Annotated in this window: 18 protein-coding genes and 1 riboswitch; of the genes, 10 read left to right on the forward strand and 8 right to left on the reverse strand. The window is 46.5% G+C overall.

Going from position 1 to position 19771, the window contains the following annotated elements:
* Positions 1–14: 14 nt before the first annotated feature.
* Positions 15–161 (reverse strand): hypothetical protein, encoded by a 147-nt coding sequence (locus ACFQ4A_RS17735; RefSeq protein WP_382402722.1) that lies wholly within the window; start codon positions 159–161, stop codon positions 15–17.
* 227 nt (positions 162–388) lie between these two features.
* Between ACFQ4A_RS17735 and ACFQ4A_RS17740 the strand changes: the two genes are divergently transcribed.
* The 3 genes from ACFQ4A_RS17740 to ACFQ4A_RS17750 all read left to right on the forward strand — a co-directional run bounded on the left by ACFQ4A_RS17740 (position 389) and on the right by ACFQ4A_RS17750 (position 2972).
* Positions 389–1579: a glycine C-acetyltransferase gene (locus tag ACFQ4A_RS17740; protein ID WP_382402723.1), complete on the forward strand. Its 1191-nt coding sequence runs from the start codon at positions 389–391 to the stop codon at positions 1577–1579.
* A 180-nt stretch (positions 1580–1759) separates the two neighbouring features.
* Positions 1760–2689, forward strand: coding sequence for an L-threonine 3-dehydrogenase (locus ACFQ4A_RS17745; RefSeq protein ID WP_382402724.1), 930 nt, complete (start codon positions 1760–1762; stop codon positions 2687–2689).
* Positions 2690–2783: 94 nt separating this feature from the next.
* Entirely contained in the window at positions 2784–2972 is a 189-nt protein-coding gene (locus tag ACFQ4A_RS17750) for a hypothetical protein (RefSeq protein ID WP_382402725.1), read from the forward strand.
* A gap of 363 nt (positions 2973–3335) precedes the next feature.
* On the opposite strand, the gene ACFQ4A_RS17755 is transcribed toward ACFQ4A_RS17750, so the two are convergent.
* The gene (locus ACFQ4A_RS17755) at positions 3336–4958 is read right to left on the reverse strand and encodes an ABC-F family ATP-binding cassette domain-containing protein (RefSeq protein ID WP_382402726.1); all 1623 of its coding nucleotides are present in this window, start codon (positions 4956–4958) and stop codon (positions 3336–3338) included.
* Positions 4959–5328: 370 nt separating this feature from the next.
* On the opposite strand from ACFQ4A_RS17755, the gene ACFQ4A_RS17760 reads away from it, so the two are divergent.
* Positions 5329–6312, forward strand: coding sequence for a helix-turn-helix transcriptional regulator (locus ACFQ4A_RS17760; RefSeq protein WP_382402727.1), 984 nt, complete (start codon positions 5329–5331; stop codon positions 6310–6312).
* A 51-nt stretch (positions 6313–6363) separates the two neighbouring features.
* Here the strand turns inward: ACFQ4A_RS17760 and ACFQ4A_RS17765 are convergent, their stop codons facing one another.
* From ACFQ4A_RS17765 to rarD, 4 genes are all read right to left on the reverse strand, one after another.
* Positions 6364–6987, reverse strand: a complete 624-nt coding sequence (locus ACFQ4A_RS17765; protein ID WP_382402728.1) for a YpmS family protein — start codon at positions 6985–6987, stop codon at positions 6364–6366.
* Between the two features lie 15 nt (positions 6988–7002).
* Positions 7003–7911, reverse strand: coding sequence for an SGNH/GDSL hydrolase family protein (locus ACFQ4A_RS17770; protein ID WP_382402729.1), 909 nt, complete (start codon positions 7909–7911; stop codon positions 7003–7005).
* A gap of 215 nt (positions 7912–8126) precedes the next feature.
* Positions 8127–9872, reverse strand: a complete 1746-nt coding sequence (locus ACFQ4A_RS17775; RefSeq protein WP_382402730.1) for a PLP-dependent aspartate aminotransferase family protein — start codon at positions 9870–9872, stop codon at positions 8127–8129.
* 135 nt (positions 9873–10007) lie between these two features.
* Positions 10008–10126, reverse strand: a riboswitch (SAM riboswitch).
* 65 nt (positions 10127–10191) lie between these two features.
* Positions 10192–11094: an EamA family transporter RarD gene (rarD, locus tag ACFQ4A_RS17780; protein ID WP_382402731.1), complete on the reverse strand. Its 903-nt coding sequence runs from the start codon at positions 11092–11094 to the stop codon at positions 10192–10194.
* A 310-nt stretch (positions 11095–11404) separates the two neighbouring features.
* Here rarD and megL point away from each other — a divergent pair, with 310 nt between their 5' ends.
* A complete protein-coding gene (megL, locus tag ACFQ4A_RS17785; RefSeq protein ID WP_382402732.1) occupies positions 11405–12589 on the forward strand; it encodes a methionine gamma-lyase in 1185 nt (394 codons plus the stop codon).
* Positions 12590–12862: 273 nt separating this feature from the next.
* Here the strand turns inward: megL and ACFQ4A_RS17790 are convergent, their stop codons facing one another.
* Positions 12863–13954, reverse strand: a complete 1092-nt coding sequence (locus ACFQ4A_RS17790; protein ID WP_382402733.1) for an NAD(P)-dependent alcohol dehydrogenase — start codon at positions 13952–13954, stop codon at positions 12863–12865.
* 340 nt (positions 13955–14294) lie between these two features.
* On the opposite strand from ACFQ4A_RS17790, the gene cls reads away from it, so the two are divergent.
* Both cls and ACFQ4A_RS17800 read left to right on the forward strand, forming a co-directional pair.
* A complete protein-coding gene (cls, locus tag ACFQ4A_RS17795) occupies positions 14295–15737 on the forward strand; it encodes a cardiolipin synthase (RefSeq protein WP_382402734.1) in 1443 nt (480 codons plus the stop codon).
* Positions 15738–15808: 71 nt separating this feature from the next.
* Entirely contained in the window at positions 15809–16348 is a 540-nt protein-coding gene (locus ACFQ4A_RS17800; RefSeq protein ID WP_382402735.1) for an acyl-CoA thioesterase, read from the forward strand.
* Positions 16349–16412: 64 nt separating this feature from the next.
* Here the strand turns inward: ACFQ4A_RS17800 and ACFQ4A_RS17805 are convergent, their stop codons facing one another.
* Positions 16413–16736 (reverse strand): winged helix-turn-helix transcriptional regulator, encoded by a 324-nt coding sequence (locus ACFQ4A_RS17805; protein ID WP_382402736.1) that lies wholly within the window; start codon positions 16734–16736, stop codon positions 16413–16415.
* A 181-nt stretch (positions 16737–16917) separates the two neighbouring features.
* Here ACFQ4A_RS17805 and ACFQ4A_RS17810 point away from each other — a divergent pair, with 181 nt between their 5' ends.
* From ACFQ4A_RS17810 to ACFQ4A_RS17820, 3 genes are all read left to right on the forward strand, one after another.
* Positions 16918–18162: an aminopeptidase gene (locus ACFQ4A_RS17810; RefSeq protein ID WP_382402737.1), complete on the forward strand. Its 1245-nt coding sequence runs from the start codon at positions 16918–16920 to the stop codon at positions 18160–18162.
* 290 nt (positions 18163–18452) lie between these two features.
* Positions 18453–18722, forward strand: coding sequence for a hypothetical protein (locus ACFQ4A_RS17815; RefSeq protein ID WP_382402738.1), 270 nt, complete (start codon positions 18453–18455; stop codon positions 18720–18722).
* A gap of 22 nt (positions 18723–18744) precedes the next feature.
* Positions 18745–19089 carry an aspartyl protease family protein gene (locus ACFQ4A_RS17820; protein WP_382402739.1) on the forward strand — a complete coding sequence of 115 codons (345 nt, stop codon included), beginning with the start codon at positions 18745–18747 and terminating at the stop codon, positions 19087–19089.
* Positions 19090–19771: the final 682 nt, after the last annotated feature.

Raw genomic sequence — 19771 nt, forward strand, 5'->3', positions numbered from 1 at the left:
CCCTTTTGTCTGCCTTATTTCAGAATAATAACATCATCGCTGAGGCTGTCATCCTCCTGCTGCTCAACGACATCGTTTGCATCACTAATCGTTTGCGTATAACCGACAATCCCGAAACTGACAATCAAACCAAAGAATAATGTCACTAGAAGCTGCTTCATGTTATGCTTTCCTCTCTATGTCGTCTATTTTTATTATAATCTAAAATTGATTGATATACTATAGGTTTTGTCATAATGTGACAGGTAAATCTTACAAATGACGAAAGCGGATACCCATTGAATGGAAATACCAAAATATAGCCTTATGTGTTAAACTTTTTAGTGGAACATGTTATGGTTTTGAACAGGATGACATAAAAGCGCCTACATATAAGGAGGAAGCACATATGACGAGTCAAGCATTACAATCATTTTTGCAGGCGAACATTACCGATTTAAAGGAACGTGGACTGTATAATGACATTGATCCGGTACAGGGGGCGAACGGACCGGTGATTCATATCGACGGGAAAAAGCTGATTAACCTGTCATCGAATAATTACCTAGGTTTGGCCACTGACGGGCGGCTGAAAAAAGTCGCCAAAGAAGCAGTTGATTCACACGGGGCTGGGGCAGGGGCTGTCCGGACGATTAACGGCACATTGGATTTGCATCTTGAGCTGGAGAAAAAACTGGCGGCATTCAAAGGAACGGAAGCGGTTATATCCTACCAGTCCGGCTTTAATTGTAATATGGCTGCCATTTCCGCGGTGATGGACAAGAACGATGCGATTCTTTCCGATGAGCTGAACCATGCCTCGATCATTGACGGCTGCCGGCTGTCCCGGGCAAAAATTATCCGCTACACTCACTCGGATATGGACGACTTGCGAGCGAAAGCAAAAGAAGCTGTTGAATCCGGGCAATATAATAAAGTCATGGTCATTACCGACGGCGTCTTTTCCATGGATGGCGATATTGCCAAACTGCCGGAAATTGTCGCGATTGCCGAAGAATTTGATTTGATCACATATGTTGATGATGCGCATGGCTCGGGCGTACTTGGCAAAGGCGCCGGCACCGTCAAACACTTTGGCCTGGAAAAAAAGATAGATTTTCAGATGGGCACATTGTCTAAAGCTATCGGTGTCATCGGCGGCTATGTTGCCGGTAAACCAGATCTGATCGACTGGCTGAAAGTCCGCTCTCGTCCGTTTTTATTCTCAACAGCCGTTTCGCCGGCAGATGCTGCGGCTAGTACAAAAGCAGTGGAGCTGCTCATGGAATCGACAGAACTAAACGAGAAACTGTGGGAAAACAGTGATTACTTGAAAGACGGGCTGAAAAAGCTCGGGTTTGATATCGGGAACAGTGAAACACCGATTACACCATGTATCATCGGTGATGAAAAAGACACGCAAGCATTCAGTAAGCGCCTGAACGAAGAAGGCGTTTACGCGAAATCGATTGTCTTCCCGACCGTACCGCAGGGAACAGGGCGTGTGCGCAACATGCCGACAGCAGCCCATACGAAAGACATGCTGAATGAAGCACTTGCCGCCTATGAAAAAATCGGGAAGGAATTGGGGCTTATCTAAGCTGCGGCCACTGGCATTCAAGCAGACTGGCGCCCGGGGATGGACTCATGGCCATGCCGGGCGCCTGCTGTTGAGTTGCGGTGAATACCAGCTATCCATATGTTGAATGGGTGAGCCAGCCTATTTGACAACGTCAAGAACCGACATCATTATTAGACGAATCAGCTGGAGGAAACGAACATGAAAAAAATTTTGGTGACAGGGGCGATGGGCCAAATTGGCTCAGAGCTTGTCAGTACATTACGGAAACAATACGGCGCATCCAATGTGGTAGGATCTGATTTGTGGCAAAAAGATGCGGAAGACGGCCCGTTTGAAATGGTGGATGTGACTGACGAAAAAGCCATTTATGAGGCGGCCAAAAAACATAACGTCGACACGATCATGCATTTAGCGGCATTATTGTCAGCGAAGGCAGAAGCAGCACCACGCCTGGCATGGGACCTGAACATGGGTGGCCTCATGAATGCGCTGGAAGTGGCTAGGGAACTGGATTTGCAATTTTTCACACCGAGTTCGATCGGGGCATTTGGACCGACAACGCCAAAACAGAAAACACCACAGGAAACCATCATGCGCCCGACGACGATGTATGGGGTCAATAAAGTGGCCGGTGAATTGCTGTGTGATTATTACTATTATCGATACGGGGTGGACACGCGTGGTGTGCGCTATCCCGGCTTGATTTCCTACGTCACACCGCCGGGCGGGGGAACGACCGATTACGCGGTGGAAATTTATTATGAAGCGGTGAAAAACAAGCAATACACCTCGTACATTGCTGCAGGGACGTATATGGATATGATGTATATGCCGGACGCGCTGAACGCGATCATTCAGTTGATGGAGGCAGATCCCGACAAGCTGGTGCACCGGAATGCGTACAACATATCGGCCATCTCAGCTGCACCAGAAGATTTTGCCGAGGCGATCCGCAAGCACATCCCGGCATTTAAGCTGGCGTATGAGGTGGACTCGGTCCGTCAGCAAATCGCCGAAAGCTGGCCGGATCATCTGGATTCCACCGCTGCAGCAGAAGAATGGGGTTTTAAAGCTGCATATGATATTGACCGGGTGACTGCCGATATGCTGGGAAAACTTCAGGAATAGGATAAAAAACGTTCCCTGATTGTGGTCAGGGAGCGTTCTTGTATGTCGGCAGGCGTGCGGCAAGCGGATCCACCTGTGTGGAGTGATGGATTTATTGAAAAAACCGGATGAATTATTATCCGAGATAAAAGCGTTAGATGCCGAACACCCACAAGTGTTTCAAAAAATTTATTCAGAATACGTGAAGCAAGTAAGTTGGAAATTTTTCAGTCCTAATGACATACCAGACGATAAAATGTTTTTTGATGCGAGCTGGCCATATTCTCCTCTCTTTATTCCATAGCCAGAAAGTGTACCAGTAAATGGCAGAAGTGCGGTACTCGGGCAGAAGTTGCGGTGCACGTGCTGAAGTTTGTGTGCAGTACAAAACGCAGCTCGCGTAACAATTGCATAGAATCGCGCAAACGACCATACGCGCAGCCACAACCTAAATCAGGCAAACTGCGCGCTACAGCAATCGAGTCGCACGACTATCCAGCTAGACCGCGCGCCTGCTAGCCTGCTACACCAACCGCACCTTCTATGCAAGCTACGTGGGTTAACGCCAGTCACCGGGCCGAAAAAAAGAAATCAGCATTCTAGCCGATTTCTTCCCGTTTAGCGTAAATTAATATGAGCCGCTGAAAACGCGGCAGGCCGCGTTTCCTTAGCCAGCATACATCGCCTCAACTTGTTTCTGCAGTTCTTTATCCGCAATATAGTCATCATAGCTCATTTCTTTATCAACAATACCTTGTGGCGTGATTTCAATCAGCCGGTTGGCGATCGTCTGGATAAATTCATGGTCGTGTGATGTAAATAAGATCGAGCCTTTAAATCGCTTCAGCCCATTGTTCAGCGAGGTGATCGACTCCAAATCAAGATGGTTGGTCGGCTCATCGAGAACAAGCACATTGGCACCCGACAGCATCATTTTCGACAGCATGCAGCGGACACGCTCACCACCGGACAGGACACTTGCCTTCTTCAGCGCCTGATCCCCCGAGAACAGCATACGGCCCAGGAATCCGCGCAGGAATGTCTCCGTTTCATCTTCAGGCGAATATTGCCGGAGCCAGTCGACAAGCGGCAAATCATTGTCGTCAAAATACGCGGCATTATCCCGAGGGAAATACGATTGCGACGTTGTCACGCCCCATTTATACGTGCCAGCATCCGGTTCTATATTACCCATCAGTATCTCAAACAATGTCGTTTTAGCCAGATCATCTTTGCCGACAAACGCCACTTTATCATCCTTGTTGACGGTGAAACTGACATTATCAAGCACTTTTTTGCCATTAATCGTTTTCGTCAAGCCTTCAACTAAGAGCAAGTCATTGCCAATTTCCCGGTCAGGTGTAAAGTTAATATACGGATATTTCCGTGATGACGGCTTGATGTCATCCAGTGTGATACTGTCGAGCAGTTTTTTCCGTGATGTGGCTTGCCGTGATTTCGACGCATTCGCGCTGAACCGCTCGATAAATGCCTTCAGATCTTTGATTTTTTCTTCTTTCTTTTTATTTTCTTCTTGTGCCATTTTTTTGGCCAGCTGGCTGGATTCGTACCAGAAATCATAATTGCCGACGTAGATTTCAATTTTGCCGTAGTCAACATCGGCAATGTGTGTGCATACCTTATTAAGGAAGTGGCGGTCATGCGATACAACAATCACGGTATTTTCAAAGTTGATCAGGAATTCTTCCAGCCACTGAATGGCGTGAATGTCCAAACCGTTTGTCGGTTCGTCCAGAAGTAAGATATCCGGATTTCCAAAGAGTGCTTGTGCGAGTAATACCTTGACTTTCTGGTTTTCGGGCAATCCCGCCATGTTTGCTGAATGAAGGGACTCATCAACGCCCAGTCCTTTCAATAGAACGGCTGCGTCGGATTCCGCTTCCCAGCCGTTCATTTCAGCAAATTCCCCTTCCAGTTCAGCCGCGCGAATGCCATCCTCCTCGGAAAAGTCAGGCTTCATGTAAATGGCATCTTTCTCCTGCTTGACCGCATATAGGCGTTCATGTCCCATCAGGACTGTTTCGATGACATCGTAGTCTTCATAAGCGAAGTGATCCTGTTTCAAGACAGCGATTCGCTCATCAGGTCCTGTCGTTATGCTTCCTGATTGCGGTTCCGCTTCACCGGAAAGAACCCGCAGGAACGTGGACTTGCCGGCCCCATTTGCGCCAATGACGCCATAGCAGTTGCCGGGCGTGAATTTCAGATTCACATCCTCAAACAGTTTTTTATCCCCATATCGCAAACTTACATTATTAACCGTTATCATGCCTTAACGTCCTCCAATATTTATCATCATCGTTAGCTTAAGTGATTTAAGGCGATTCGTCAACGTAAACGGTTTCCGGCACCGCGCCATCGGACAATTGACATATCAGGCTGCCGCGAAACACCAAAGTGTCAAAAAGGTTGCCAGCCGCCAAAAAGAATCTTACATTAACAGTAGAAGTGTGTGTTCAAATAGGAGGATAAAAAGGACCAAGAAGTTCGAGGCGGCGCCGTTTCGAGCAGCGGAATGTATGCCTTCAGATACATGAGCAGCGGAGAAACAAGCCAACGAAGAAATTCGACGTGTCATTTTTACCGGACTTTTTGAACAACCTCTAGAAGACTTTTGATATAAGAGGGGGAAACCATCAATGGAACGGGGAAGCCATCACCGCTTGTTGCATTTAAGAGACATTTTATTCAACGATACGGACGAGCATCATGATTTGGGGATCGATGAGCTGATTGAAAAACTCCGCGCCGTAACCGGTGATGCCACATTTGACAAGCGGACGGTCAAGCGCGATCTGGAAACCCTTGATGACAGGGATTTTGAAATTGTGCGCAACCAAGGGAAATACGGTAAAATCAAATACAGCCATCAGACGCGGCTGTTTGAAACGTATCAGCTACGGCTGATCATTGACGCTATTTTGTCGGCGCGTTTCATTACGACAAACGAAAAGGAAAAATTGATTCAGAAGATCAAGCAGCTGACAAGCAGCCATATTGGCAAAACATTGCCGGAGCCGATTTTGTTCAGCCAATCCGCCAACATCGATTACGAGTTGGTTAAGCTGAATATCGACCGTGTCCACCGAGCGATTTCGGATGGCAAAGTACTGACCTATCAATACGGCAAATTCAATGTCCAGAAGCAATTTGTCTATCACCGGGAGGGAACCTTTTATCATGTTGAGCCGTACGCCTTGATCTGGCAAAACGATTATTACTATTTGATCGGGATTTTCCAGGATACGAATGAACTGCGCCATTACCGACTTGATCGCATCCGTAACATCAGTGTCAGCGACGAGTCGTTCAAAAAGCGGGACTTCAATTTGCAGGAATATGTGAACCAGAGTTTTCACATGTTTGCCGGTGAAGAGATGCGTATTAAAATCCGCTTCCACAACAGTTTAGTCAATGTCGTGCTGGACCGGTTCGGACAGGATGCGGATATACGGGGGCTGGATGAAGATCATTTTGTTCTGTCGACGAAAGCCAAGCTGTCGGAAGGGCTGGTCAATTGGATCCTGACGTGGGGTAACCGGGCGAAAGTGCTGTCACCCAACCATCTGGCGGAGCGGATCAAACGGCAGATCCGGCAAATGCTGGACGTGTATGAGGATTAACAACGGACGGTCGGTGAAACAAGGGACCGAGCGCTCTGCCCGGGTCCTTGTTCAGTCTTCCGTCTCGATCCCTAACGTCCGGTATGGCACGTCAATATTGAAGGTGAGGTTGTTTGCTTCCAGGTCAATTTGTTTCACGCTGACTTGGAAGTTACTTTTAATGTCCATATCGGTCACCGCCACATAGATTTCCGCATCGGCCGGATTGATTGTCACCCATGCCGGCATCGGCAAATATTGCTGCAAATAGTCCATGATTTTTTTGTTCGGCAAAGCCAGCTGCCCGATGGAAATCGACTGTTGCTTAAGGATGATGTCACCATTTTCTTGTACAATCGGCTCAAGATGAACAGATAACGGAACCGTTGAGGAAAAGACGGGCAGCTCACCGACAAGCTCCACATCATCATCCAAGGATACACTGTACTGATGGCCACTCCCCTCCAACAGTTTATCAAGATAGGCGTTGATAAGCTCGTTTAAATTCTGTTTGGTGGTGCGGACCGTAAATTCCGAGCTCGGCTGGGTGTGGTTCTCGGCCGGGTCAGGTGGCGTTGTTTCCGAAACAGGCCAGAAAATCAGTGCTATGATGGCGATTACCACAAACACATTGGCTCCGAGCAGCCAGAAGAACAGCCGCTGCCACTTATTGGGTTGCTTTTGATGATGTGCCACAGCACGGCTCCTCCTTTAAGAATCTGTCAAATAATCCAATACCCGTTTGGCCAACAGCTGATAGCCCCGATGGCTGGGGTGAAAATGATCGTCCGCGAATAATTCATAGTCGCCGGATTCGAACAGGTCAGCGATTGGGATGAACGTTACGTTTTCGTACTGATCAGCGACATCCCGGCTCGTTTGATTCCAGTCATCCACAATCATGTCAAGTTCTTCAATATCCGCGAAGTAGTTCAAAAAAGGGTTGTAAACACCAACTAAATAAATCTCGGTATCTGGGTTCATATTGGTCAGTTTATCAAAAATCTGCTGCAGCCGATCTTTGTACGCACGTTTGGCCGGTGTGAAATTTTCCAGCCGTAAGTTGGTGACGTTTTCTTTGACAACCTGCATAATATCATTAGCGCCAATCGTAATCAATACCATATCGGCATGATCAATCGACTGGGCAATTTCAGGCTGATCAAGGCGTTCCAGCAGCTGGTCGGAGCGGTTGCCGCGTTTGCCGTAATTTTCAAATGAGACGACTTGTGTGTTTTTGTTGATTTGATTATCCAGGATCCCTACATAACCATCCTCCACAACGTCATCCCCGACGCCCTGGGTCAGCGAGTCGCCAATGGCTGTAATCGATGCTTCCTTGTTTGTGAAAAAATCAATGGTACGGTGGACAGCTTGATTCAGAAACACCTGCAGTTGCGTGACAGGCTCCTCTGATTCAATACCGGATGTCGTATCCTCATTCGTTTCTTCCTCATCTTCCGGTTCATCAGCCGCGTCTTCTGTGTCTTTGTCCTCGTTTTGCTGGGCAGCCTGATTGACCGTTTCTTTAGCCGGGCTTTCCGGCTGAGAAAAAATGAGAAAAGGAGCGATGCCGATGAACAGGACACCTAATATAGTGAGTACGTCGTTTTTCTTCATGGTCTTCACACCTGTAGTCAATTTTCATCTGATGTAACATGTTTATCGTCAATATGTAATCAGTTATTGTCGTATAGTTTTATTATATCATGTTCATGCTTGACTCATCCCCCATAAAAAAACCGTGCAAACATAAAAAATTCGTCCTCGGGTGAAGACGAATTTTATAAAAGGGCCACGACCGGCAACGATATTTTTCTATCCGGACCGGCAGTTTAGCTGTGGATCGCCTCTTTCCGGGTGCCGTTTTGCCGGATGCGGACGGCTTCTTCATAGGCCTTTTTGCCGGAAATGACCGTGAGACCGGCTGTCTGGGCTTTTTCCAGTGTCTGATCGTTACTGGTCGGCTGTTCGACCCAAAGAATGGCTGCCTCCTGGTTGATCGCTTGCTCAACCGTTTCCGGTGGAAGTGTCGGCTGATTGGTCAGAACAGCATCTATCTGGAACGGCACATCGCTTAACTGGTCAAATGCCGTTTTGTCCTCTCCGCCGATTGGGGCAATTTGGAAACCGAGCTGCGCCAGTTGTCTGATGTGCTTATCAAATGCCGTATCCCCTGCATTATGTCCTAGGACTGCGAGTGCTTTTTGCCGGATTCCACCGTTGCTCCGGTCAAACGGCGATGCCAGCAGCCATTGGATCGCGTCTTCTTCGCTCAGCTGGATGATCGGCGCTGCACCGGTTGCTGTGGCAATCGCCTGATCCAGATCAGCCAGCGTATCGTTCGTTGCTTCGAGACCGACTGAGAGGCGGACCAATTCTTCCGTCACACCGCTTTTTTCCAAATCCTCCGCTCCCAATTGCTGGTGGGTTGTGGATGCCGGATGGATGATCAGCGACTTCGCATCGCCCACATTGGCAACATGTGACCAGAGGGTAATATTGTCGATCAATTGCCGGCCGGCTTCCCGTCCGCCTTTGATGCCAAATGTGATGATTGAGCCATAGCCTTTTTGTAAGTATTTGTTCGCCAGCTGGTGCGATGGATGCGCCGGCAACCCCGGATAATTCACCCACTCCACGGCCGGATGATTGGTCAAATAATCAGCAACGACAGCGGCATTTTGGTTGTGGCGCTCGACTCTCAGATGCAATGTCTCCAGACCCTGCAGCAGGAGAAACGCATTTTGCGGGCTCAGGCAGGCACCAATGTCGCGCAGCAGCTGGACACGCAGTTTCGTCGCGAAGGCTGCCGGGCCAACGTCGACATAGCGCAGGCCGTTATAGCTGTTATCCGGTTCGGTGAATTCCGGGAATTTGCCATTGCCCCAATTGAAGCGTCCACCGTCAACGACGACACCTGCAATCGCTGTACCATGGCCGCCGATCCATTTGGTTGCCGAATGAACAACAATATCCGCACCCCAAGCGAGCGGCTTCGTCCCATATGGCGTGGCAAATGTATTGTCGATGATGAGTGGGATGTCATGATGGTGTGCAATCCCAGCAAGGGCTTCCAAATCCAGTACGTTCAGGCTTGGATTGGTAATAACTTCACCAAATATCGCTTTCGTTTTATCGGTAATGGCGTTTTCGATTGCTTCAAGGTCTGTCCCATCGACAAGCTTGACATCGATCCCATACCGCGGCAATGTGTTGGCAAATAGATTGTACGTGCCGCCATACAAGTTGCTGTCAGCAATAATTTCGTCACCGCTGCCGGCCAGATTTAAAATCGTGAGCGAAATCGCAGCCATACCGGATGATGTGGCAACAGCCGCTACACCATCCTCTAGTAGGGCCATCCGCTTCTCAAATGCGTCAAGCGTCGGGTTCATAATACGGCTGTAGATATTGCCTTCCTCTGTCAGTCCAAACAAGTTTTGCGCATGTTCCGTATCCTCGAAAACATAAGACGTTGTTTGATAGATGGGAACCGCACGCGATCCTGTCGCCGGGTCGGGTTCCTGTCCACCGTGTAGCAGTTGTGTTTCCTGGCTTTGCAGGTTAAAGTTTGCCATAATGATTGCCTCCTTAAGGTTTATGATAATCATGTGACGCGCTATAAAAAAGTGCTGTCTTAATCGTCTGACGAAGAGGCGAAACGAAAAACCCCCTTCAGTAAGAGAAGAGGGCTATTGCTGTCACCGGTCCTCCTCTTATTTTCCAGATCTAGCGTGACCTGTAGGATGTAGCACCTTTCAAGACACGTTAATCAGCCTTGATGGTTGCCGGGCTTCACAGGGCCTAATCCCTCCACCGCTCTTAATAAGAGATGCTAATTTTATTAATTTAATGAACATTATATAATGAATGCACACCGTCCGTCAAGTTGTTTTCTTAATTTTTTTGCTTGCGGCGGGCCGGTACCGGGTGGGCAGATGCCATATAAATCACTAAAGCAATCCAGATAAAACCAAATGATATCAGGTGCGCGGCGGAAAAGGTTTCACCATAGGCAAACACACCGAGAAGTAGCATGATGGTCGGCGCAATATACTGCAAAAAGCCGACCATCGATAATGGAATCTTTTTGGCACCGCTGGCAAACAAGAGAAGCGGAACAGCGGTGGCAATCCCGGCGCCGATTAATAATAGTCCCATACCGGATAGCATAACATCTGCTGCAATGGAACTGTCCGGCACAATTAGCAGGTAAATCAGCGCGGCTGGTGTGACAATCATTGTTTCGATGGTCAGGCCGAACATGGGACTGATATCGACCGTTTTTTTCAATAAGCCATAAAGGCCGAACGAGAAAGCCAGCAACAGTGATACCCATGGAAAAACACCATAACTGATGGTGAGATTGATCACCCCGATGCCTGCCAGAATAAATGAAAGCAGTTGCCGCTTTGTCAATGTTTCGTTTAACACGATCATTCCTAATAGAATACTGACAAGCGGATTGATGTAATAGCCAAGACTGGACTGGATAACATGGTCGTTATTCACGGCCCAAATAAAGGTCAGCCAGTTTAAGCTGATCACGATCGATGCCAGCGTTATACCGCTCAACTTCTTTTTATCCTTGAAAATAAGCCGGCATTCCTGCATGAACGGGCGCCACTTGCGCACCGACAGCACGATGACAACCATAAAGATGAACGACCAAAGAATACGGTGTGCGAGGATTTCACCAGGCGCAATATCATCAAGCAGCTTCCAATAGATTGGCAAAAAGCCCCACAATAAATAGGCACCTACTGCATACAAAATGCCTGTTTTACTTTCCTGGTTCATGCTGGATACCCCCTTTTGTCATGGTTGCGATTGGACATGTGAGTCGCTGGACATACGGCGAGGAGTGGCTAGCAAATCGTGCGAGCATGGCTACAGTTTGTGAAGAAGCCACCTTAACGCGTGCGGTACCACCCCAAACATAAGCGACATCCAGCCTCAAGTCATACGGCATTATGTAAATATCCTAATTTTAAAATTTATGTTGCAAAATAGCAATCTGTCAGACTTATAGTTTATTAAAAATGCTTTCAAAATGAAGGGAAATCCCATAAGATAGCTTTATAGACATTTATTCCAAGGGGGTTTATTCATGACGGAGAAGCATAAGCAGGTTGACACATCGGTTATCCATGATGGCTATAATCCGGATGACATGCTGGGAAGTCTTACCACACCGCTTTTCCAGACATCAACATTCACGTTTGAAACAGCGGAGCAGGGGGAGCGGCGGTTTGCCGGTGAGGAAGACGGTTACATGTATTCAAGGCTCGGCAATCCCACTGTCAGGGTTCTGGAAGAAAAGATGGCAGCTTTGGAAAATGCCGAGCGCGGACTGGCCTTTGCCTCGGGCATGGCAGCGGTTTCGGCCATTCTAGTGGCCCTAACGAAAGCCAATGACCATATCGTCTGTTCCACGGGTCTGTATGGCTGCACATTTGGCTTATTGAGCATGATGCAGGATAAATACCAGATAACGCATGATTTTTCCATGATGGCAACAAAGGAGGAGCTGCGCACATTAATCAGACCGGAAACGGCTTGCATTTACGTCGAAACGCCGATCAATCCGACGATGAAACTGATTGACTTGGAGATGGTGGCGGAGGTCGCACACGAGCATGATATTCCGGTCGTTGTCGACAATACGTTTGCCTCGCCGTATTTGCAGCGGCCGCTGGAACTCGGCTGCGATGTTGTCATTCATAGTGCCACTAAATATATCGGTGGACATGGCGATGTGATTGCCGGGCTTGCCGCCGGTAAAAAGGATTTTTTGGATGAGGTGCAAATGACGACACAAAAAGATATGGGTGGCATCATGTCACCGTTTGACGCCTGGCTCTTGATCAGAGGGCTCAAAACCTTACCAATCCGGCTTGACCGCCATTGCGATAATGCTGAAAAGGTGTACGAAAAACTGCGACAGCATCCGAACGTATCGCGTGTCCTTTACCCGAATGATGCCAGCCATCCCGATTACCACATTCGGCAAAAACAAATGAAGCGCGGCGGCGGGCTCATTTCCTTTGAAATTAAGGGGACGAAACAGGATGCCCAGCAGCTCTTGAACAACCTGAATTTTATTAAAATCGCTGTCAGCCTCGGTGATGCCGAGACGTTGATTCAGCATCCGGCGACCATGACCCATTCCGTTGTTCCCGAAGCATCCCGGCTGAACATGGGGATTACCGACCAGCTCATCCGCCTGTCGGTAGGCCTCGAGGCATGGGACGAGATTTGGGCCGATATAGAGCAGGCGCTTAACCGGCTGTGAACCTGCCTCTTAAATCACGACATTAAAATAAAGTTTGACTAAAAATGGGCTTATAAAAGCCTGTTTCAGCAAAAATGTTAGAGCCTGTTTTTGAAGGAAGATTGATCAAAACAGGCTCACAGAAATTTCATTCCGGAGAATTTTTGTGAAAAAGTTTGATCACTTTCTGCTTGTGTTATTCTATTGAAGCGCCTTGTTTACGGAACAATGACATCCTCTATACAGTTATGTTTTTATATAAAGAAAGCATATAGAGGAAAGACTACGTGTTTGTTATGCTATTCTCACAATCGGTTTGACTGTTGTGCCTTTTTTAGAGTCCTTGAACGCTTGATTAATTTCATCGAAATCATAAACCTTCACCAGCTTGTCAAACGGAAACTTGCCTGCCTTATAATAAGCTATTAACTTCGGTACGAACAACTGCGGAATAGCATTTCCCTCAATGGCTCCAACAATTGATTTTCCTTCTGCCATAATATCCTCAAACACATTGAACTCCGTCTCTTGCGTAACACCTACGACAGCTGATACTCCCAAGGGTTTTAATGCCTGGACAGAATAGCGCGCAAGAGTTGGAACACTGGTTGATTCAACGGTGTAGTTAGTTCCACCGTTTGTGATTTTTTTAATTTCATCGACGATATCCATCTCTTTACTATTTAAAACATCTGTTGCGCCCAGCTCTTTAGCCAATTCCAGACGACTGTCATGCACATCAACGGCAATGATTTTTGCACAACCGACAATGTTTGCTGCCATGACCGCGCTGAGACCAACTGCACCACAACCATAAACAGCAATAGTTTCCCCGAATTTAGGCTGAAGTTTATTTAATACAGTTCCGGCTCCTGTCTGAATCCCGCACCCCAATGGACCGAGCAAAGATAAATTCACATCCTTATCAACCTTTACGACATTCCTTGCGTTGGCAACAGCATACGTACCGAACGAGGATTGTCCGAAAAAGGTGGACAGTTCCTGATCTCCCTGATGGATTCGTTTTGTTTTATCATTCATGATTCCGCCAAAATTCAGATCATTAAAATACAAACAGTAGCTCGGATAGCCTGTTAGGCAATTTTCACAGTGCCCGCACGAAGAAAATGATAAAACAGCATGGTCTCCGGGCTCCACAGTTTGTACATTGGAACCAATTTTTTCGACAACGCCGGAACCTTCATGTCCCAGAACGGCGGGTAGTGGAACAGGTACATCCTGATCTCTTGCAACAGCATCTGTGTGACATACGCCAGAAGCAACTATTTTGACTAAAACCTCATTATCTTTAGGGTCATCCAACCGGACTTCTTCCAGTTTGAATTCTTCCCCTTTACCATGTGTAACCGCTGCTTTAATTTCCATGTTCCTATTCTCCTTCCAGTTAGTTAAATGTATGCTAAAAACAGTATTCCCCTAATATAGTATATTAATGTAGCGGGATTGTTTCTTAGGTAACACAGAAAACCCATCGCGATTTTTGTAAATCCACAACCTTGACAACTTTATGATGAGACCCGTTTTTATAATAGAAAGGGAATATTATACATTGCGTCGCTTTTGATGTATGCTCAACCCTATGAAACATAAACTATCCGTCCGTTCAGCATGGCTAAACACCAGCTTTCCGGCATAAACTAACGTAAAAAGGAAATTTATGCTATATTAAGGCTAGTGCCGCTTACAATAAAGAGAGGTTTTGACGGTGAACATTATATCGGATTTATTAGGTGTTATTCTTGTTTTGAATATTGCGCTCGCCTTCACCATTATTTTTCTGGAACGGAAAGATGCCTCCGCAACGTGGGCCTGGCTGATGGTGCTATTGTTCATACCAATTCTCGGGTTCGTCCTGTATCTGATTTTTGGCAGACGGATCAGCGGTGAGCGCATTTTTACTTGGGATACGAAGTCGAAATTGGGGGTTAAATTTGCCGTCCAGGAACAATTACGCGCACTGGAAGATGATACCTTCAACTATAAAAATAATGAGCTGGCAGCTTACAAGGACCTATACTATTTGCATATGCGCAATGATGATGCGATCTTGACGCAGGATAACAGTGTCCATATCTTCACGGATGGCAGGGAAAAGTTTGACGCGCTCATTCAGGATATGGAAAATGCAACAGATCACATTCATCTGCTGTATTATATCCTCCGCCATGACCAGCTTGGCAAACGCACGGCGGAAGTACTTATCAGGAAGGCAAGGCAGGGTCTGGAGGTGCGAGTGCTGTACGATGACATGGGCTCACGGAAAATTAGCCGGAAGTTTCTGCATCGCTTGCGCAAAGCGGGGGTCAAAATTGAGTCATTTTTTCCCGCAAAGATCCCGAAAATCAATTTCAAAATCAACTACCGCAACCACCGCAAATTGGCCATCATTGACGGCAAAATCGGCTATATCGGCGGTTTTAACATAGGCGATGAATATCTCGGCCACAATCAAAAGTTCGGCTACTGGCGGGATACCCATTTGCGAATCGCCGGGGATGCGGTCGCGAACATGCAGACCCGGTTCATTCTCGACTGGAATCAGGCTTCACGGGACGATATCCTGTACGATGAACGGTATTATGCCGCCGATCGATGCGGCGATGTCGGCGTCCAGATCGTATCCAGCGGACCTGACTCCGATTGGGAGCAAATCAAAAACGGCTATATTAAAATGATCATGTCAGCCAAAGAGTATGTCTACATCCAGACACCGTATTTCATCCCGGACGACAGTCTTCAGGATACGTTGCGGATTGCCGCATTATCAGGCATTAACGTCAAAATTATGATTCCGAACAAACCCGATCATCCTTTTGTTTATTGGGCCACCTTGTCCTACATCGGCGACTTGCTGAATGCAGGGGCGGAAGTTTATGTTTACCAAAATGGTTTCCTGCATGCGAAAACCATTATCGTTGACGGCAAAATTGCCTCAGTGGGGACGGCCAACATTGATGTGCGCAGTTTCCGTCTGAATTTCGAGGTGAACGCCTTCCTGTATGATCAGGGGTTATCGGAAAGGTTGCTGGATGCCTTTAATCAGGATATTGAACATTCGACCCAAATGACTGACAAATTATACCGGAAACGCTCACTCGGCATCCGGTTCAAGGAGTCGATTTCTCGATTGCTCTCACCGGTCCTGTAAAGCTCTTGACAGGAGTAAAGGAACTGAAAATGGGGAAAATGATAACAAGATGGTAGAACGGAGGTAACGATATGGACAAGAAACCTTGCAGATATTCCCTGGCGGTCAAAACCTCGCATGTGCTGCCGCCGGATACGAACAATCACGGCACGCTTTTTGGAGGCAAATTGATGGCTCATATTGATGACGTCGCAGCAATTGCGGCTGTCAGGCACGCACGGAAACCGGTCGTGACAGCATCAACGGATTCAGTTGACTTTTTGGCCCCGGTCAAAGAGGGTGATTCCGTATGTGTCGAGGCGTTTGTCACCTGGACACACCATACATCGATGGAAGTGTTTGTTAAAGCAGTCACGGAGAACTTGTTAACCGGCAACCGCAAAGTGTGTACGACGGCCTTTCTGACATTTGTGGCGGTTGATGACGCTGGTAAGCCGACACCGGTCCCGCAAGTCTACCCGGTCTCAAGTCAGGAGAAGCAGTTGAGCGATTCTGCGCCGGAACGTGCCGAGCAGCGAAAAAAACGGCGAGAACATTCCAAAGAGGTTGCGGCTGCCTTTGGTACCGAATATCCGTGGAACGACAAGGACTTGGGCACATCCGATCTGTAACGCTCCCATGATGGCTGGGGAAAATGGCGTAGAAAAAAGAGCCTTACAGCGAGGCTCTTACGTTTCAGTCTTTCTGGGCATTTTCCGGCGTCACCCAGTCATTTGCCCAATTTTGAATTTCCTGAATCACCGGTTCTAGGGCTGTGCCTTTTTCCGATAAGGAGTATTCAATACGCACCGGAAATTCGGAATATATATGGCGTTCAACAATACCTTCTTTTTCCAGCATCTTCAGTCGATCAGAGAGCAATCGGCCACTGATAGGCAAATCCGATTCCATTTCGGAAAAACGTTTCGTCCCGTCCAGCAGTTCAAACAGTATCAAACCAACCCACCGCTTGCTGATAATTCCCATAGCACCTTCAAAACGCGGACATAAATCAGTCATCACCATCACCTCTCTCTGATTCATCATCATGTGATTACGAAAAGTAACCTAAGACTATCTTATCATATTCAGGATCATAGGTAAATCGAACTTAAATGCCGTGTTCATGCTCTATTATTTGGTGATTTTTTTCATTTATGAAATAATGACAATGCACACTCAACTATTTGGAGGTAACCGTATGGCAGATAAAAAAACGATGGAAAAGTACGCCGATTTGGCATTGCGTACAGGTGTCAATTTGCAAGACAACCAGGCACTTATGATTAATGCGCCGATTGAAGGAGCGGATTTCACCCGGATCGTTGCCCGTAAAGCGTACGAAATGGGCGCAAAAGACGTACATATCAACTGGTCAGATGATGAATTAACGTTATTGAAGTATGAAAACGCACCGGATGAGGTGATTGGCCATTTTCCGGAATGGAAGGTCAAATTGCATGATATGTACGCGGAAGATGGCGCGGCGGTTCTGTCCATCCGCTCAACCAATCCGGACCTGTTGAAAGAGATTGACTCAGCCCGGGTGGCGATGGCCAACAAAGCGTCTGCGCAGGCAATGAAAAATTTCCGCCAATATACGATGAACGACCGGATTACCTGGTCGATTATTTCCATCCCGACCGGTGACTGGGCACAGAAAATTTTCCCGGGTAAAGCACGGGAAGACGCTGTGGAAAGTCTGTGGGATGCGATTGTGAAAATTGTCCGAGTTGACCGGGACGATCCGGTGGCGGCATGGGACGAGCACAACAAAACGCTGGAGACAGCCCGCGAAATCCTGAATCGCAAAAAATATCAAAAACTCGTCTTTAAAGCGCCGGGAACCGATCTGGAAATTGGGCTGCCGGACGGTCACATCTGGAAGGGCGGCTTAGCTGTGTCGGAGCAGGGCACGCCGTTCAACCCGAATATGCCGACCGAAGAAGTTTTTTCCCTGCCGCATAAATATGGGGTCAACGGTACAGTTGCCAGCACCAAACCGCTCAACTACGGTGGTAATCTGATCGATGGTTTCACCCTGACATTTAAAGATGGACAAGTTGTTGATTATCAAGCTGAACAGGGTGAAGAGACTCTCAAACATTTGCTCGATACCGATGAAGGCGCACGCCGTCTTGGTGAGGTGGCTCTCGTCCCGCATGAGTCGCCCGTCTCTCAGTCAGGGTTGATTTTTTACAATACCCTGTATGATGAAAACGCATCGTGCCACATCGCTTTGGGCAAAGCCTATCCAACGAATCTGGAAGGCGGTGCCGGCATGGATAATAACCAGCTTGATCAGCATGGTGTTAATGATAGCTTAACGCACGTCGATTTTATGATCGGTTCGGAAAAACTCGACATTGACGGCATTCTGGAAGACGGCACAACAGAAGCCGTATTCCGTAACGGCACATGGGCATTGGATGTGAAAGGGGGCTAAGTGGCTGATCGTTTAACTCGTGCGATATAGCCTCAATATCAACCTGATACGTACCCGCTTTATACGATAATCGAAAATTTCCGCAAAAAGGTGGCGTGTTTTTTTCAAAAAATCATGCCACCTTTTACTTTTGTCATTCGATTATAGGGGTGAATCTCGTGATCTTATAAATATTGCATCGTTAAACAATCGCGCGCAAATCTCAAATGGGATTTGGACTTTTTAGTCTATTAAGCACGATTAGTACATGGTAAAATGTGTATAAAGAAAGTTGCTGAGAGGTGATATACATGAAATGGGAGGATGTTTGTCAAGCCTTTCCGAAGCAATGGGTGTTAGTAGAAGCTGTAGAAGCCTATACGAATGAAGAAAGTAAACGTATTTTAGAAGAAATTGCACCTTTAAAGAAATTCTCCAATTCACCGGAAGCAATGCGTAAATATCAAGAACTCCATCGTGAAAATCCTGCTCGAGAATTATATGTATTTCATACTAGCCGAAAGAATCCTAATATCGTGGAGAAGAAATGGGTAGGCGATAGAGGAAAAGCTAATAGTTGAAGAAGGCTTATTACTTACAAACATGGAGCTAGGTTTTAAAGGAAAGTTATTATCATTAAAGCGAGCATTAGTTGATACTGGATCCGGAAGTACAATTGTATCCACAGATTTGGCCGAGTCAATCGGAATTATTGCAGAGGAAAATGATATGATATATCGTATTAGTGGTGTCGGAGGATCTGAATTTGTCTATTCGAAAAAAGTGGATTCTATAAAAATAGGAGAATTATACACAGAAAATTTCTCATTAGAAATTGGTGCGATGAATTACGGTTTTGATTTAGACGGTATTATTGGTTTGGATTTATTACAAGAATTTAAAGCAATTATTAATATTGGTCAGTTAACCTTAGAGTCCAATGGTTAATCGGCAAATAAAGATTCACGGGATGAAGTCCTGTTATGTTAAATGTAAACGGATAGATAAAATTTAGCAATCGGGCAACTTCTTGTATAGGAAGGTGCCCTTAATAAAATTGATCGGCTGTTATCTTCTTTTCCATATACGGGAAAGGTGGTCGAGCAGGGACCTTTTAAAGGTTTGCGTTGTCTTACGTACAGAAAAAGTAGTTCCCGAATAGGCCATTTTACGGAATAACTTACACTGAAATTAGATAGCAAGTTAGCTAGGGTAGAGGGAAAGGAGGCGATTTTGTGGCACGTTGCACCAACTGTCATTATAAATGGAAAACCAAAGAAATTTGGTTACTTGGAGTTTCAAAACACGGGGTAAAATGTCCGAATTGTCAGCATAAACAATACATTTCATCAGAGACACAGCGGATATTTACATTAGGGTATCTAAGTCTTATATTCGTTCCATGTCTTTTTTTCTGTATCAAATTAAGCGATAAAGATAAACCGCTGTGGTAGCTTTTATTCTACAATACCAGCTATATTAGGAAAAAGATGTTCCAGAAAAGGGCCAGATTGTTGCATAACTTATTGTGGAGATGATGGAGTTATGAGACGATGGTATTAAGGGAAATGGCAGAAGATTAATTAAATATAACACTAGAGGTAAAAAATGAGGATAAACAAAAATGTAA

This window comes from Lentibacillus salinarum, assembly GCF_042679865.1.
Taxonomy (GTDB): domain Bacteria; phylum Bacillota; class Bacilli; order Bacillales; family Amphibacillaceae; genus Lentibacillus; species Lentibacillus salinarum.